Origin of the sequence: Streptomyces sp. NPDC048584 (genome assembly GCF_043199595.1) — a bacterium.
Classification (GTDB): domain Bacteria; phylum Actinomycetota; class Actinomycetes; order Streptomycetales; family Streptomycetaceae; genus Streptomyces; species Streptomyces edwardsiae.
The window spans coordinates 781,948-797,554 of sequence record NZ_JBICWF010000001.1; the positions used below are offsets into that span (position 1 = coordinate 781,948).

A 15,607-nucleotide genomic window follows, 5' to 3' on the forward strand; every position below is an offset into this window, starting at 1 on the left:
CCGGCCGTCACTTCAGGGTGGCGGAGGTGAGTCCTGCCTGCACCTGCCGCTGGAACGACAGGTAGACCACCAGCATGGGCACCATGGCGATGGTCACGCCGGCGAAGAGCACCGGGAGGTCCGAGGCGTAGCCCTGCTGCTGCTGGAGCTGGATCAGCCCCTGGGTCAGCACATAGCGTTCCGGATCGTCCCCGCTCTGCGGCTGCATCAGCACCGTCGGCAGGATGTACTGGTTCCACTGGCCGAGGGTGTTGAAGATGCCGACGCTGAGCAGTCCGGGCTTGGCCATCGGCAGCATGACCTGGAAGAAGGTCCGGGTGTGCGAGGCGCCGTCGAGGATCGCCGCCTCGAAGACCGCCGAGGGCAGGGTCCGGAAGAAGGCGTGCATGAAGAACACCGTGAACGGCAGCGAGTAGGCGACGTACACCAGCGCCAGGCCGTGGTACGTGTTCAGCATGTCGAGCCGTTTGACCATGAAGAACAGCGGCACCAGGGCGAGGAACACGGGGAACATCGCGCCGGCCACGAAGAAGTAGTACAGCAGGCGGTTGCCCCAGAACTCGTAGCGGGCCAGTACGTACGCCGCCATGGAGCCGAGGAGCATGGTCAGCGGCACGGACATGACGAGGACGATCACCGTGCTGGTGAAGTAGTCCCCGATGCCCTTGTCCCAGGCGCGGGAGAACACGCCCAGGTCCCAGTTCTGCGGCCAGCCGAAGGCGGACGCGCCGATCTGTGTGTCGGTCTTGAAGGAGCTGAGCACCAGCCACAGCAGCGGCAGCACGATCAGCACCGCCCACACGACGAGGAAGCCGTGCGAGAAGGCGTTCAGTACGACGCCTTCGCCGCGCCGGTCGCCGGGGCGGACGGTGCCCTTGGTCACCGGAGGCGGGGGCGGGGTGGTGCCCCCGGTGGGGGCGGATTCCTTGAGGGGTGCGCTCATCGTCGTTACTCCGCCTCAGAACTCGATGCGCTCGCGACGGGTGGCGCGCAGCATGACCACGGACACGATCAGGGTGAGGAGCAGCATGACCACGCCCATGGCGCAGGCGTAGCCGCTCCGGCCGTACAGCAGGAAGTTCCGCATCATCACGGTCGACATGACCTCGCTGTGGTGGTCGGGGCCGCCGCCGTAGTCCCCCGCGGTCATGGTGGAGACCAGGATGAACATGTCCATGGCGGCGATACCGAGGTAGACCCAGGCGGTCTGCACGGAGTCCCACAGCAGCGGCAGGGTGATGCGGAAGAAGGACTGGGCGCGGCCGGCGCCGTCGATCAGCGCGGCCTCGTAGATGTCCCGGGGAATGGACTGCATGGCGGCGGAGAACAGCACCAGATAGAAGCCGACGCCGTGCCAGACGACCACCGCGACGAGTGCCCACAGCACGAAGTTCGGCTCGTTCAGCCATTCCACCGGGCTGTCCGGGTCGACGAGCCCGAGTTTGATCAGGACGCCGTTGAGCATTCCGCCGCCGTCGCTGCGGTACACCGCTCCGAAGAGCACCGCCATGATGGCGAGCGACAGCACCTGCGGGAAGAAATAGATGACCCGGTAGTACTTCGATCCGGCGACTCCCGAGACACCTCCGGAACGTCCGCGTCCGCCCGCGTTCACCATGAAGGCGAAGAACAGCGCGAGCAGAATGGTGATCACCGGGATGAACACCAGGAACAGGATGTTGTGCCAGATGGCACCCATGAAGACGTCGTCCTCGAACAACGCCGTGTAGTTGTCCAGGCCGACGAAACTGAAGGTCTGCGACTGGCCCTTCCAGTCGGTCAGTGAATAACCGAACGTCTGGATGTACGGCCAGATCACGAAGATCAGATAGAGCACCACGGGAAAGAAGAGGAATCCCGCGACGAACCGGTGCTGCCCTTTGCGCATGGCGTTCCTGCCCCTGGGTGTGGCCGCTTCGGGCCGGGAGTCGCCTCCCGGCCCGGAGTGCGGTCGGTCGAGCGAGATCAGTCGCGGTGGTTCTGCTTCGAGGCCGGGTCCTTGGCCTGCTTGTCGACCGCGGCCTGGGCGCGCTTGAGCCATTCCTTGGGCTGGATGCGCTTGGCCATCAGCTCGTTGGAGGCGTTCTCGATGGCGGTGCCCATCTCGCTGTACCACTCGGTGTACAGGAAGCGGAAGGTGTTGTCGCCGGCCGCCTTGGAGGCCTCGACGGTGGACTGGGTGCCCGGACGCAGCTGGACGTTCGGGTCGACGCCGTCCTTGAGGATGGTCAGCGAGTTCGCCTCCTTGGCGAACAGCGTCGACCATTCCTTGGAGAGCATCCTGCGCATGAACTCCTTGGCGGCGGGGAGGTTCTTGGCCTTGGCCGGGATGATGAAGGGCTCACCGGAGCCGGCCCGGATCGCGTCGAACGGCAGCGCGCTGTCCGGCAGCAGCGGCATCGGCAGGAACTTCATGTCGAAGTCCTCCGGTGTCGTCTTGAGCTGCTCGTTCTCGAGCCAGGAACCGCTGGTGATGAAGGCGGCCTTGTACTGGTTCCAGCGGGTCTGCGACTCGGTGTGGGTCAGGCCGTTCGTACCGGGCATCAGATAGCCCTTCTCGACGACCTCGTAGACCGCCTCGATGGCCTCCTGTGCGGCGGCGGAGCCGACGAACGCCTTGGGGTCGAGGTTGTCGATCGCCTTCATGGCGTCCAGGCCGCCCTTCTTGGCGATCAGGTCCATGATGGCGACGTTGATGTAGTACGGGTACTTGCCCTGGTGGGCGAGGCCGCCGATGCCCTCGGACTTGGCGTCCTTGCAGATCGCGAGGAAGTCGTCCCAGGTCTTGGGCGCCTCCCAGCCCTTCTCCTCGAAGAGCTTGCCGGAGTACCACAAACCCCACACCGTGTAGATGTAGTTGAGGGCGACGACCTTGCCCTCCTGCATGCCGGCGTCGAGCGTGCCGGGGATGAGGGTGTCGCGGACCTTCGTGTCCGGGTCGTCGACCGACGGCGCGTCCAGTACCTCGGCGAGGTCGAGGAGCTGGCCGTTCTTGTGCAGGACGTCGATCGGGATCTGCTGGGCGCCGGAGTCGTCGACGATGTCCGGCGGGTTGCCCGCGTTGAACCGGGGCTGGAGCTTGCCCGTGATCTCCTGCGTCCCGGTGTGCACGGAGGTGACGTCCCACTGCTTTTTGAACGCGGCTTCCCACGCCTTGGCGTAGTCGTCGCCGTAACCGCCCTTGAAGATGACGACGTCGAGTTTGCTGCCCTTTTTGACGCCGAACGGGTTGGACTCGGACGTCTTGCCCTCGTTGTCACCGGAGTTGTCGTCCCCGCCGCCGCTGGCACACGCGGACAGGAAGCTCATCGCCGGTACGGAAACCAGGCCGAGCGCGGCGGACCGCTTGATCAGTGCGCGGCGCCCGACGCCGGCCGTGCTGTTCTCGGTGGAACCGGTGCCGTCGTTCTCGGCGGAAGTGGATCCCATGCTCAAGTCCTCGCCTTCTCCAGGACTCAGGCGGTGAACCGGATCCTCCCCGGCACCGCGTTCGGGTCAAGCTGGGTCGTGCAGGAAGTGCGGCTGGTACGTGGTCGGGTGCGGTGAAGATGCCCCGGAGTGCCGACAGGTATAGTCCACTTCCCGCCGACGGAGCAAGATCGAATGCAAGGTTCACCTCCGGTCTTTTCCGAGTTGAGACCTCGCGGAAATATCCGGCTCCGCCGTGTTCACCGGCGGAAGAATCATTGCCGTTGGACCTGAATGCCGCATTCAACCCCCTTGACACCACGCAGCACTTGACGCACTACTAGACCTTGCGCATCTCATTGACAACGTTGTCCGGCGCACGGGAGGGTGCTCACGCATGCGAAGCAGGGTTCGGCACAGATGGGGAAGGGCGGTCGTCGCGGCGACCGCCTTCGCTTTGGCCGCGGGTTCACAGGGCGTCGCGGTGGCGCTGCCCAAGGCGCCGCCGAAGGCGGACCGCGGGTTCGCCTCGTCGTTCGAGTCCGGGGATCCCGCCCCGGACTGGCTCAACACCGTCGACACCACGCGCGGCGGGAAGAAGCGCGCCTCGGGTGTGGACGGCGGCTTCACGTCCGGCATTCCGGGCAATGTCACCGACCATGTCACGGGCGCCCGCGCGAGCGGGGAGAACACCAACGGCAAGGAGGTGAAGGGCAACCTCTTCGACGGCGAGTCGTCCACCAAGTGGCTGACCTTCGCGCCGACGGGCTGGATCGAGTTCGACCTGGACGAGCCGGCGAAGATCGTCAAGTACGCCCTCACCTCGGCCAACGACCACGACGAGCGCGACCCCGTGGACTGGACGCTGAAGGGCTCGACGGACGGCGAGAACTGGCAGACGCTGGACACCCGTTCGGGGGAGTCCTTCGAGGAGCGCTTCCAGACGAAGACCTACGACCTCGCCGGGACGGCCGAGTTCCAGCACTGGCGGCTGGACTTCACCAAGAACAAGGGGGCGGGTGACGCCCTCCAGCTGGCCGACATCCAGCTGTCCACCGGCATCGCCGACCCCATACCCGAGGACATGCTGTCGCTCGTCGACAGCGGTCCGGCGGGCTCGCCGACGGCGAAGGCGGACGCCGGCTTCACCGGTACGCGGGCGCTGCGGTACGCCGGGCGGCACACCGCCGAGGGCCGGGCGTACTCCTACAACAAGGTCTTCGACGTCGATGTGAAGGTCGACCGGCGCACGGAGCTGTCGTACAAGATCTTCCCGTGGATGTCGGACCGTGAGCTCGACTACGACGCCACGAACGTCTCCGTCGACCTCGCCTTCACCGACGGCACCTATCTCAGCGACCTGAGGGCGACGGACCAGCACGGGTTCCCGCTGAGCCCGCGCGGGCAGGGCGACTCCAAGGTGCTGTACGTCAACCAGTGGAACAGCGTGCGCTCGTCGGTCGGTTCGGTGGCCGCGGGCAAGACCGTCGACCGGATCCTGGTGGCGTACGACTCCCCCAAGGGTGAGACCAAGTTCCGGGGCTGGCTCGACGACGTGGTGCTGAAACAGGCGGCGCCCGAGCGGCCGGAAGCCCATCTCTCCGACTACGCGCTGACGACCCGGGGCACCAACTCCAGCGGCGGCTTCTCGCGCGGCAACAACTTCCCCGCGACGGCCGTGCCGCACGGGTTCAACTTCTGGACCCCGGTCACCAACGCCGGCTCCACGAGCTGGCTGTACGACTACGCGAGCGGCAACAACGACGACAACCTGACGACGATCCAGGCGTTCAGCGCGAGCCACGAGCCCAGCCCCTGGATGGGCGACCGGCAGACCTTCCAGGTGATGCCCTCGGCGGCCTCCGGCACCCCTGACACCGGCCGTGAGGCCCGCGAGCTGCCCTTCCGGCACGAGAACGAGACGGCACGGCCGTACTACTACGGAGTGCGGTTCGAGAACGGCGTGAAGGCCGAGATGGCGCCGACGGACCACGCGGCGATGATGCGCTTCACCTACCCCGGTGACGACGCGAGCGTGCTCTTCGACAACGTCACCGACCAGGCCGGCCTGACCCTGGACGAGGAGAACGGCACCTTCACGGGCTACTCGGACGTCAAGTCGGGGCTGTCCACGGGCGCCACCCGCCTCTTCGTCTACGGCGAGTTCGACAAGAAGGTCACCGACGGCGCCGCGAACGGCGTCAAGGGCCATCTGCGGTTCGACGCCGGCAAGGACCGCACGGTCACGCTGCGTCTGGCCACCTCCCTGATCAGCGTCGACCAGGCGAAGGACAACCTGCGCCAGGAGATCGGGAAGCGCACGTCCTTCGACAAGGTCAAGCGCGACGCGCAGAAGCAGTGGGACCGGATCCTCGGCAAGGTCGAGGTCGAGGGCGCCACGCGGGACCAGCTGACCACGCTCTACTCCAGCCTCTACCGGCTGTACCTGTACCCGAACGCGGGCCACGAGAAGGTCGACGGCACCTACCAGTACGCCTCGCCGTTCTCCAAGGCGGTGGGCGCCGACACCCCGACGCACACCGGTGCGAAGATCGTCGACGGCAAGGTGTACGTCAACAACGGCTTCTGGGACACCTACCGGACCACCTGGCCGGCGTACTCCTTCCTGACGCCGTCCAAGGCCGGTGAGCTGGTCGACGGGTTCGTGCAGCACTACAAGGACGGCGGCTGGACCTCGCGCTGGTCCTCCCCCGGCTACGCCGACCTGATGACCGGCACCTCCTCGGACGTCGCGTTCGCCGACGCGTACGTCAAGGGTGTCGACTTCGACGCGGAGGCCGCGTACGACGCGGCGGTGAAGAACGCCACCGTCGTGCCGCCGTCGTCGGGTGTGGGCCGCAAGGGCATGGCGACCTCGCCGTTCCTCGGCTACACCAGCACCGACACGCACGAGGGCCTGTCGTGGGCGCTGGAGGGCTACCTCAACGACTACGGCATCGCGAAGATGGGCGAGGCCCTCTACAAGAAGACGGGCGTCAAGCGCTACAAGGAGGAGTCCGCGTACTTCCTCAACCGCGCCCAGGACTACGTGAACCTGTTCGACTCCGAGGCCGGTTTCTTCCAGGGCAAGAACGCCAAGGGCGACTGGCGGGTCGAGTCGTCGAAGTACGACCCGCGCGTGTGGGGTTACGACTACACGGAGACGAACGGCTGGGGCTACGCCTTCACCGCCCCGCAGGACAGCCGCGGTCTGGCCAATCTGTACGGCGGCCGGGACGGTCTCGGTGACAAGCTCGACGAGTACCTCTCCACGCCCGAGACGGCCTCTCCGGAGCTCAAGGGCTCCTACGGCGGTGTCATCCACGAGATGATCGAGGCGCGCGACGTCCGGCTCGGCATGTACGGCCACTCCAACCAGGTCGCCCACCACGCCCTGTACATGTACGACGCGGCCGGCCAGCCGTGGAAGACGCAGGCGAACGTGCGCGAGGTGCTGTCCCGCCTCTACACCGGCAGCGAGATCGGCCAGGGCTACCACGGTGACGAGGACAACGGCGAGCAGTCGGCCTGGTACCTCTTCTCCTCGCTCGGCTTCTACCCGCTGGTGATGGGCAGTGGCGAGTACGCCATCGGTTCCCCGCTGTTCAAGAAGGTCACCGTGCACCTGGAGAACGGCCGCGAGCTGGTCGTCAAGGCGCCGAAGAACAGCGCGAAGAACATGTACGTGCAGGGTGTGAAGGTCAACGGCAAGCGCTGGAACTCGACTTCGCTGCCGCACTCGGTCGTCTCCCGGGGCGGAACCGTGGAGTTCGACATGGGCCCGCGTCCGTCGTCGTGGGGCACGGGCAAGAACGCGGCGCCCGTGTCGATCACCCAGGACGACGAGGTGCCGACGCCCCGCGAGGACGCGCTGAAGGGCGCGGGCGCCCTGTTCGACGACACATCGGCGACGAACGCCACGGTGTCCGCCGTGGAGCTGCCCGTCACCGGGAACACCGAGGCGGTGCAGTACACGCTGACGTCCTCGGACCACACCAAGGCGCCCACGGGCTGGGTGCTGCAGGGCTCGGCCGACGGCACGACGTGGACGGACCTCGACACGCGAGCCGACGAGTCGTTCCGCTGGGACCGGCAGACGCGCGCCTTCACGGTCGACAAGCCGAAGGCCTACGGCCACTACCGGCTGGTGCTGACCGGTGAGGCGACGCTGGCGGAGGTGGAACTGCTGAGCTGAGCCGACCGGCTCTCACACGGCGGGTCCGGGCATCGCCCGGGCCCGCCTTCGTGTCCGGATCTCCGCAGGCCGGGCGGGTACCTCTCGGGTCGGGGGTAGCCCAGAATGGGGCCTGCCCCCGGTGCTCTCCGGGCGGCGCCCGCGGAGCGAGGGGAGAGCACGGGGATGGATGTCGACGCGGCCTGGCTTCCGGTGGAGGCGTTCCGGGCGGTCGGGAGGCGGCGTTCGCTGGTCCCGGCGGGCGGACGGCTCGCCGACACCGTGCGCCGCGAACTGGTGGACGCCTGCGAGCGGTTCGGCGGTCAGGTCGTACGCGAGGACGCCGAACTGGTCTTCGAGCTCACCGGAGGGCTGGGCGGGGAAGGCTTCGCCCTGACCCGCCGCGACGGCACCACGACCGTCGCCGCGTCGGACGAACGCGGGCTGCTGTATGGCCTGTTCCACGTCGTACGGCTCGGAGAGGACGCCTTCCGCGGTGAGCGCGCCCGTGAGGAGCACCGTCCGGCGTACGCCTCGCGCATGCTGGACCACTGGGACAACGTGGCCGTGCACCCGGTCATGGGCCAGGTCGAGCGCGGCTACGCGGGCGGTTCGCTGTTCTGGGCCGACGGGCGGGCGCGCGGGGATCTCGACCGGGTGCGGGCGTACGGCAGGCTGCTCGCGGCCTGCGGGATCAACTCCGTCGCCGTCAACAACGTCAACGTGCACGCCACCGAGGCGCGGCTGCTCACCGACCGGATCGGCGAAGTGGCCACGATCGCCGACGTGTTGCGTCCGTACGGCATCCGCACCCACCTGTCGGTCACCTTCACCGCGCCGACGGTGCTGGGCGGGCTGCCCAGCGCGGACCCGCTGGACGAGGCGGTGCGCGGCTGGTGGGCGGAGGCGACCCGGCTGGTGTACGAGGAGATCGGCGACTTCGGCGGGTACGTCGTCAAGGCCGACTCGGAGGGGCAGCCCGGCCCGTTCGCCTACGGCCGCTCGCACGCCGACGGCGCCAACATGCTGGCCGCCGCGCTGGAGCCGTACGGCGGCACGGTGCACTGGCGGGCCTTCGTCTACGACCACCACCAGGACTGGCGGGACCGGAGCACCGACCGGGCGCGGGCCGCGTACGACCATTTCACCCCGTTGGAAGGGGAGTTCGCGGCGAACGCGGTGCTTCAGGTCAAGCACGGGCCGATGGACTTCCAGGTGCGCGAGCCGGTCTCCCCGCTGATCGGCGCGATGCCTCAGACCCGGCTGGCGGTGGAGCTGCAGGTCACGCAGGAGTACACCGGACAGCAGCGGCACGCGTGCTGGCTGGGTCCGATGTGGAGCGAGGCGCTGCGGTTCCGGCCGGACGGGGAGGTGAGCGCCGGGCGGGCGGCGGACGGACTGGTGGCCGTGTCGAACGCCGGCGACGACCCGTTCTGGACCGGCCATCCGCTCGCCCAGGCCAACCTGTACACCTTCGGGCGGCTGGCCTGGGATCCGGCGGCGGATCCGCGGGCTGTCCTCGGCGAATGGATCGCGCTGACCCATCCGGGGGCGGAGCAGCGGCTGGCCGACGGGCTGCACTCGGTGCTCGACGGCTCCTGGTCGACGTACGAGAAGTACACCGCGCCGCTCGGGGTGGGCTTCATGGTGCAGCCGGGGCACCACTACGGGCCGAGCGTGGACGGCTACGAGTACAGCCCGTGGGGCACCTACCACTTCGCCGACCGGGACGGTATCGGCGTCGACCGCACCACGGCTACCGGCACCGGGTACGCCGGTCAGTACGCCAAGCCGTGGGCCGAGGTGTACGAGTCGCCGGAGACCTGTCCCGACGAGCTGCTGCTGTTCTTCCACCATGTGCCGTACGGCCATGTGCTGCACAGTGGCAAGACGGTGATCCAGCACATCTACGACACACACTTCGAGGGTGTCGAGGAGGCCGAGGAGGCCCGCCGGGTGTGGGCGGGCCTCGTGGACCTGGTGGAACCGGTCCGGCACGCGCGTGTGGCCGAGCGGTTCGAGGAGCAGCTGCGCAGCGCCCGTGAGTGGCGCGACCAGGTCAACAGCTACTTCCTGCGCAAGTCCGGGGTGCCGGACGAGCGGGGACGGACCGTCTACTGAAGGCGCAGGACCGCCACGCCGAGCGGGTCGAGCGTGAACGGATCGTCCCGTTCGGCGTGTCTGCCGGTGAGCAGCTCGGTGGCGGGGGCGGGGGCCGTCAAGTGGGCTGGCCGTGGGGCGTGGTTGAGGAGGAAGAGCAGGCGGGTGCCGTCGGGGGCGACGCGGGTCGCGGTCTCGACGGCGGTGTGGCCGGCGTAGGGGCCGACGAGGTCGTGGCGGGCGAGGATTTGGCGGACCACGTGGTCGACGCCCGGCTGGTCGAGGGCGGTGGCGACGTACCAGGCCTCGCCCTCGCCGACCCGGTGGCGGGTGACGGCCGGGGTTCCGGCGTAGAAGTCGGCTCCGTACGTGCCGACCGGTTCCGCGCCGCGCGGCTGCACGATCTCGAAGACCAGGCGGGCGTCGGCGGTGAGGTCGCCCAGGTGGACGGGGTTCACGACCTCCTCCCGGCGCGCGTCCCATTCGTCGATCCGGACGCCCATCAGCGGGGCGAGCGGTCCCGGCACGTCGGTGAGGAAGGCCCGGTCGTGTGCGTCGACCCGGCCAGAGAGGAACGTCGCCAGCACGGTCCCGCCCCGCGCGGTGACGGCCTCCAGGCGGGCCGCCAGGTCGTCCTTGATCATGTGCAGGGCGGGGGCGAGGATCACGTCGTACGGGGTCAGGTCGGCGGTGACCGGGACGACGTCCACGTCGGCGCCGGCCTCGCGGGCGGCGCGGTAGTAGGTGTGGACCACCTCCTGGTAGCGGACGAGCCGGGAGGGGCCGTCGGACATCTCCAGGGCCCACCAGCTGTCCCAGTCGAAGAGAAGGGCGGTACGGGCGGGTGTGCGGGCGCCCAGGGTCGTATCGCCCAGGAGTTCCAGCTCCTTCCCCAGCGCGGCGACCTCCCGGAAGACGCGGGTGTCGTCGCGGCCCGCGTGGCCGATGACGGCGCCGTGGTACTTCTCGCAGGCGCCGCGGGAGGCACGCATCTGGAAGTAGAGGGCGGCGTCCGCGCCGTGGGCGATGGCCTGGAAGGTGGCGAGGCGCAGTTCGCCGGGGCGGCGCAGCGGGTTGACGTCACGGCAGGCGGTGGTGGAAGGGGTCTGTTCCATCAGCCAGAAGGGGGCGCCGTCCTTGAGGCCGCGCATCAGGTCGTGGGCGAGGGCGGTGACGGTCGGCGGGGCGTCCAGGGGCGGGTAGCTGTCCCAGGAGGCGAAGTCGAGGTGGGGCGCCCAGCGGTGGTAGTCGAGGGGGCGGAACATGCCCATGAAGTTGGTGGTGACGGGCGTGTCCGGGTCATGGGCGCGGATCGCCTCCTTCTCGGCGAGGAAACAGCCGAGCAGGGCGTCCGTGGTGAAGCGGTGGTAGTCCAGGGTGATGCCCTGGAACGCTGTGTGGTCGGGGCCGCGCCAGTGCTCGGTGAGGGCGCTGGGCGGTTCGATCTGGTCCCAGTCGGTGTAGCGGTGCGACCAGAAGGCCGTCCACCAGGCGTCGTTGAGGGCGTCGAGGGTGCCGTGCCGGTCACGGAGCCAGGCGCGGAACGCGTCGGCGCACAGGTCGCAGTAACACACGCCGCCGTACTCGTTGTTGATGTGCCAGGCGAGTACGGCGGGGTGGCCGGCGTACCGTCCGGCGAGGCGGCGGGCCAGCCCGGTGGCGGCGCTCTTGTACGCCGGTGAGCTGGGGCAGAAGTTGTGGCGCTGGCCGTAGCGGTGGCGGCGGCCCTCGAAGTCGGTGCGGTTGACCTCCGGATACCGCTTCGCCAGCCAGGGCGGGAGGGCGGCGGTGCCGGTGGCGAGGCAGACCTGTCGGCCCTCGGCGGCGGCGCGGTCGAGGATCCGGTCCAGGACCGGGAAGTCGTAGATGTCCTCGGCGGGTTGGATGAGGGACCAGGAGAAGACGCCGACCGTGAAGGTGTCGATGCCGGCCTCGGTGAAGAGCCGGTGGTCCTCGTCCCCCACCTCCTTGGGCCACTGCTCGGGGCTGTAGTCGCCGCCGTAGGGGATCTTCGGGGTGCGGGGCGGGGTCATGCGGTGAACTCCTCCTGGGTCTCGGCGATCACCGGTCGGCAGCTGTGCAGCAGGGAGAGCAGCAGCGGGGCGGCGAGCAGGGCGGGCAGGGCCTCGGTGAGCAGGGCGGTGCCGGCGGCGGTGAGGATCAGCAGGGAGAGGGCGCAGAGGGTGACGCGGGGGTGCCGGAGCAGGAAGTAGGACGCCAGGCGGGCGGTGTCGCGGGTGCGGAAGGTGAACAGGGTGGTGAGGACCAGGGCGTGCGCGCCCCACAGGAGGGAGCCGGTGCCGATGACGGCGAGGAGCGCCGCCCACCAGCCGGGGAGCCCCGTGGCGGCGAAGTGGGTGAGGGTGAAGGCGATCACCGTGAGCCAGGCGAGCAGGGGCGCCCACAGCTTCAGCACGGGTACGGCGTTCAGGCGCCAGCCGCGCAGGAAGGCGCGGGCGGGGTGGAGTTCGGTGAGGTCGCGGCCGCGGTGGTGCAGGGCGTAGAGGGCGGCGGAGGCGGCCGGGCCGAGCGGCAGCAGGCAGAGGGCGGCGATCGGGAGGTTGGCGGGGTCGGGGGCGAGGAGGAAGAGCCCGGCGAGGCCCGGCGCCGCGGTGAGCAGCAGCAGGGCCTCGACGGTGACGAGCGTGTGGATCAGCGCGGCGGAGCGGGACAGCGGGCCGGTGCCGAAGGCGGCGGCCCGTACGGTGCTCACGGCGACTCCCGGCCGAGCAGCCGCCGTTCGTCCCACCAGGGCGGGGTCTCGTCGTGGACGGGGGTGAGTTCTACGAGGGTGATCTCGTGTCGGGCCAGGGTGAGTACGAGGTCCGTACGGCCGTCCTCGATCGGCAGCCGGTGGTGGGCGCGGGCGGGTTCGGAGGCGTCGTGGAGGATGTCGAGCTGTCCGGGCTTGGGCGAGCGGGGGCTGCCCATGTGCCGCCAGGCGGTGTACGCGTTGCCGCGCTCCTCGTCCACGGAGGAGCGGCGGACGAACGCCGTGCCGCGCGGTGCGGTGCCGACCGGCAGGGACAGGCGCAGGGTGTGCCGGTCCGGGCCGGGTGTCTCCCCCGTCGGGTCGACGGGCGCCCAGGCGAGCACGGTGACCCGGCCGTCGGCATGCCGCGTCACCAGGTGGTCGTCGCCCCGGGCCAGCTGCTGCTCGCCCATGCGGGCCATGAAGGCGTACAGGTGGTACGTCGGCTTGCGCAGCTGCCGGTGGGTGAGCAGGCCGAAGCCGCCGTGGAAGAGGGCGGTGGGGATGCCGGACTCCTCGAAAACGTCGCTGAACGTCCAGTAGGAGTACGAGTCCGCGTGGTCACCGCCCGCCGTCACCACCGGGGCGAGGTAGGCGGCGTGGAAGGCGGTGTCGTGGACGTGGTTGTCAGGCCGGTAGGAGGAGTTGAACTCGGTGATGTGGACGGGCCGCCCCTCCAGCCGGGTGCCCTCGAGGGTCCGGCGTGGCTCGGCGAACTGGTCGAGGAGGTCGCTCGCCGGGGCAAGGGTCTGGTGGGCGCCGAACGGGACGTGCTGGGCGGGGCCGGAGCTGTAGGCGTGCCGGGAGACGAAGTCGACGGGCACGTCGCGGTGTTCGGCGAACTCGGCGAACCGTCCCATCCAGCCGTCCGCGCCGGGCGAGAGTGCCGGACCGCCGACCCGCAGCCCGGCGTCCACCTCCTTCACGGCGTACGCGGTCGCCTCGTACAGGCGGTGGTACGCCGGTTCGTCGGCGCCCGCCCAGAAGTCGGGCAGGTCGGGCTCGTTCCACACCTCGACGGGCCAGGTGCGCACCTCGTCGGCGCCGTAGCGGTCGATCAGGTGGGTGAGGGTGACGCGGACCAGGTCCGTCCACTCCTTCTCGTCGGCGGGCGGGGTGACGTTGCCCTTCCACCAGAACACCGTCTTCTCCCCCGAGGCGAGCCCGTCCGGCATGAAGCCGAGTTCGAGGAAGGGGCGGATACCGAGGCCGAGGCAGGCGTCGAGGACCTGGTCGAGGTAGGTGAACGAATGGTGGGTGCGGCGGGCGCCCTGCCACTCGTAGGGGCGGTGGATGCCCACGCCGTCGCTGAGCAGTCCGTGGCCCCGCAGATACCGGAAGCCGATGTCGCGCTGGAGCAGGGCGAGGGAGTCCTGGTAGTCGCGGCGCAGGGCGAGGTCGAGCCGGCCGGTGCCGACACAGCCGCGCCAGGCGGCGGACAGCGGGCCGATCGGCTCTCCGGGGACGCGGATCACGCGTTCTCCTTCTTGAACCGCTCGTAGGCCTGGTTGTGCAGCTCGATGAACCGGTCCATGTTCTTGGCCTTCAGCTCCCTGACGTAGGCGTCCCACTCCGACAGCGGGCGCTTGCCGAGGACGAACCGGAGGGCGTTCTGGGTGACGTGGTCCTTCAGCGGGGTGTCCCAGAGGGTGGCCTGCTCCTGCTCCTCGGCGCGCAGCGGGTGCGGCGGGTCGGTGGGCAGCGGCTCGCGCTGCGCCATGGCGTCGGTGAACTTCCTCTCGTCGGGGCCGAAGGAGGAGGAGACCAGCGCCCAGCTGCCGCCGTACGTGAACACACCGTTGGAGAAGCCGAAGTCCTTCTGGAGGTCCTTCGGGGCGTCCGGGTCGGAGCCCATGAGGCTGATGCCGGGCTCGAGCGCGTACGCGCCGGGCCCGGAGCGGGTGAACGTGGTGTTCTCCACGCCCCACTTGCAGAACTCCTGGCCGGCGTCGGAGTACCAGAGCCAGTCCACGAACTGCATCAGCGCGACGAAGTCGTCGCCCTCCAGGGCCTTGCCGGAGATCATCATGCCGTTCTCCAGGCGGGAGCCGCCCAGTACGACCGGCCCGGCGGGGCCCAGCGGTACCGGGATCATCTCGATGGTGGCGCCCTTGACCTGCTTCTCCAGGTTGTAGCGGTAGTTCTGCACCAGTTCCTGCGGATTGGCGCTGATCGCGAAGGACTTCTCCCCCAGCAGCTTCCTGACCGCCTCGTCGTCGGTCTGGGTGAAACTCTCCGGGTCCATGAGCTTCTCGGCGACCAGCTTGCGCAGATACTCGACGACCTGGCGGAAGGCGTCCGTGGCGCCGGTGAAGACGAACCTGCCCGCCTTGGCGTCCCAGCTGGTGTTCAGATACGACCAGCCGGCCCGGACGCCGTGGGCCTGGCCCAGATACTGGAACAGGGCACCAGCGGGGAAGGGGGTGTTGGTGCTCCAGCGGTCGGTGAACGGGAAGCGGTCCGGATACTCCTCCTTCAGCGCCTTGAAGGTCGTGTACACCTCGTCCCAGGTGGTGGGCAGGCTCAGACCGTGCCGGTCGAGGACGTCCGTGCGGAAGGACAGCGAGTAGCCCTGCTTGACCTTCTCGTGAAGTCCGGGCAGCAGATAGTAGTTGCCGTCGGACTGGCGCAGTGAGTCGACCTCCGGCTGGAGGTTCCATCTCTTCACCTTGTCCCGGAAGTTGGGCATCAGATCCACGTACTCGCTCACGGGGAGAATCGCGCCCGAGGAGACGAACGCGGTCTCCGCGCCCGGGTAGGTCTTGGGAATGAGGAGCGGGGCGTCGCCCGCGCCGATGAGGAGGCTGCGCTTCTTCTCGTAGTCGCTCAGCGGGACCGGGGTGGCCTTGAAGGTGACGCCGGTGCGCCTGGTCAGCTCCTTCCAGAACAGCCAGTCGTCCTTCATCGGGTAGACCGGGTTGTTGTTGTGGAGGATGGAGAAGGTGAGCGGCTCGGTGGCCTTGAACTGCTGGCCGGCCCGGTAGTTCTTCATGGCGCCGTCGCGCTTCTTCGACAGGTCCTTGCCGTCGCCGTCGTCGGCGCCGCCGCAGCCGGTGAGGGCGGCGAGGCCGATGAATCCGGCGGCGCCGAGGATCTGGCGCCGCGACAGCTGTCCGGTGTTCTTCACGGGGACTCCCTTGGTGCGTCGGCGAGTTGTGGGGGCGGCGGGGCGG

The 15,607-nt window shown here is 69.1% G+C and carries 9 protein-coding genes; 2 read left to right on the forward strand and 7 right to left on the reverse strand.

Going from position 1 to position 15,607, the window contains the following annotated elements; genetic code table 11:
- Positions 1–7: 7 nt before the first annotated feature.
- The 3 genes from ACGFR9_RS03320 to ngcE form a co-directional block, all read right to left on the reverse strand.
- Positions 8–943, reverse strand: coding sequence for a carbohydrate ABC transporter permease (locus tag ACGFR9_RS03320; RefSeq protein ID WP_393202440.1), 936 nt, complete (start codon positions 941–943; stop codon positions 8–10).
- A gap of 15 nt (positions 944–958) precedes the next feature.
- Complete coding sequence (locus tag ACGFR9_RS03325; protein ID WP_393202442.1) at positions 959–1,888, reverse strand: carbohydrate ABC transporter permease; 930 nt, start codon at positions 1,886–1,888, stop codon at positions 959–961.
- A 77-nt stretch (positions 1,889–1,965) separates the two neighbouring features.
- Complete coding sequence (ngcE, locus tag ACGFR9_RS03330) at positions 1,966–3,429, reverse strand: N-acetylglucosamine/diacetylchitobiose ABC transporter substrate-binding protein (protein ID WP_393202444.1); 1,464 nt, start codon at positions 3,427–3,429, stop codon at positions 1,966–1,968.
- Between the two features lie 376 nt (positions 3,430–3,805).
- Here ngcE and ACGFR9_RS03335 point away from each other — a divergent pair, with 376 nt between their 5' ends.
- Positions 3,806–7,603, forward strand: a complete 3,798-nt coding sequence (locus tag ACGFR9_RS03335) for a GH92 family glycosyl hydrolase (protein ID WP_393202446.1) — start codon at positions 3,806–3,808, stop codon at positions 7,601–7,603.
- Between the two features lie 165 nt (positions 7,604–7,768).
- Positions 7,769–9,703, forward strand: coding sequence for an alpha-glucuronidase (locus ACGFR9_RS03340; RefSeq protein WP_393202448.1), 1,935 nt, complete (start codon positions 7,769–7,771; stop codon positions 9,701–9,703).
- On the opposite strand, the gene ACGFR9_RS03345 is transcribed toward ACGFR9_RS03340, so the two are convergent.
- From ACGFR9_RS03345 to ACGFR9_RS03360, 4 genes are read right to left on the reverse strand one after another with little or no spacing between them, the layout of a single operon-like run.
- Positions 9,697–11,715, reverse strand: a complete 2,019-nt coding sequence (locus tag ACGFR9_RS03345) for a beta-galactosidase (protein WP_393202450.1) — start codon at positions 11,713–11,715, stop codon at positions 9,697–9,699. The genes ACGFR9_RS03340 and ACGFR9_RS03345 overlap by 7 nt on opposite strands.
- A complete protein-coding gene (locus tag ACGFR9_RS03350; RefSeq protein WP_393202452.1) occupies positions 11,712–12,395 on the reverse strand; it encodes a hypothetical protein in 684 nt (227 codons plus the stop codon). Before ACGFR9_RS03350 ends, ACGFR9_RS03345 begins: the two co-directional genes overlap by 4 nt.
- A complete protein-coding gene (locus tag ACGFR9_RS03355; protein WP_393202454.1) occupies positions 12,392–13,909 on the reverse strand; it encodes a xylan 1,4-beta-xylosidase in 1,518 nt (505 codons plus the stop codon). The genes ACGFR9_RS03350 and ACGFR9_RS03355 overlap by 4 nt, the downstream gene beginning before the upstream one ends.
- Entirely contained in the window at positions 13,906–15,561 is a 1,656-nt protein-coding gene (locus ACGFR9_RS03360; protein WP_393202456.1) for an extracellular solute-binding protein, read from the reverse strand. Before ACGFR9_RS03360 ends, ACGFR9_RS03355 begins: the two co-directional genes overlap by 4 nt.
- Between the last annotated feature and the right edge of the window lie 46 nt (positions 15,562–15,607).

Excerpts from the sequence above, each read along its gene's own strand:
- ACGFR9_RS03320 (WP_393202440.1), bottom strand. The coding sequence starts at position 943 with ATGAGCGCACCCCTCAAGGAATCCGCCCCCACCGGGGGCACCACCCCG.
- ACGFR9_RS03335 (WP_393202446.1), top strand. The coding sequence starts at position 3,806 with ATGCGAAGCAGGGTTCGGCACAGATGGGGAAGGGCGGTCGTCGCGGCG.
- ACGFR9_RS03325 (WP_393202442.1), bottom strand. The coding sequence starts at position 1,888 with ATGCGCAAAGGGCAGCACCGGTTCGTCGCGGGATTCCTCTTCTTTCCC.
- ACGFR9_RS03345 (WP_393202450.1), bottom strand. The coding sequence starts at position 11,715 with ATGACCCCGCCCCGCACCCCGAAGATCCCCTACGGCGGCGACTACAGC.
- ACGFR9_RS03340 (WP_393202448.1), top strand. The coding sequence starts at position 7,769 with ATGGATGTCGACGCGGCCTGGCTTCCGGTGGAGGCGTTCCGGGCGGTC.
- ngcE (WP_393202444.1), bottom strand. The coding sequence starts at position 3,429 with ATGGGATCCACTTCCGCCGAGAACGACGGCACCGGTTCCACCGAGAAC.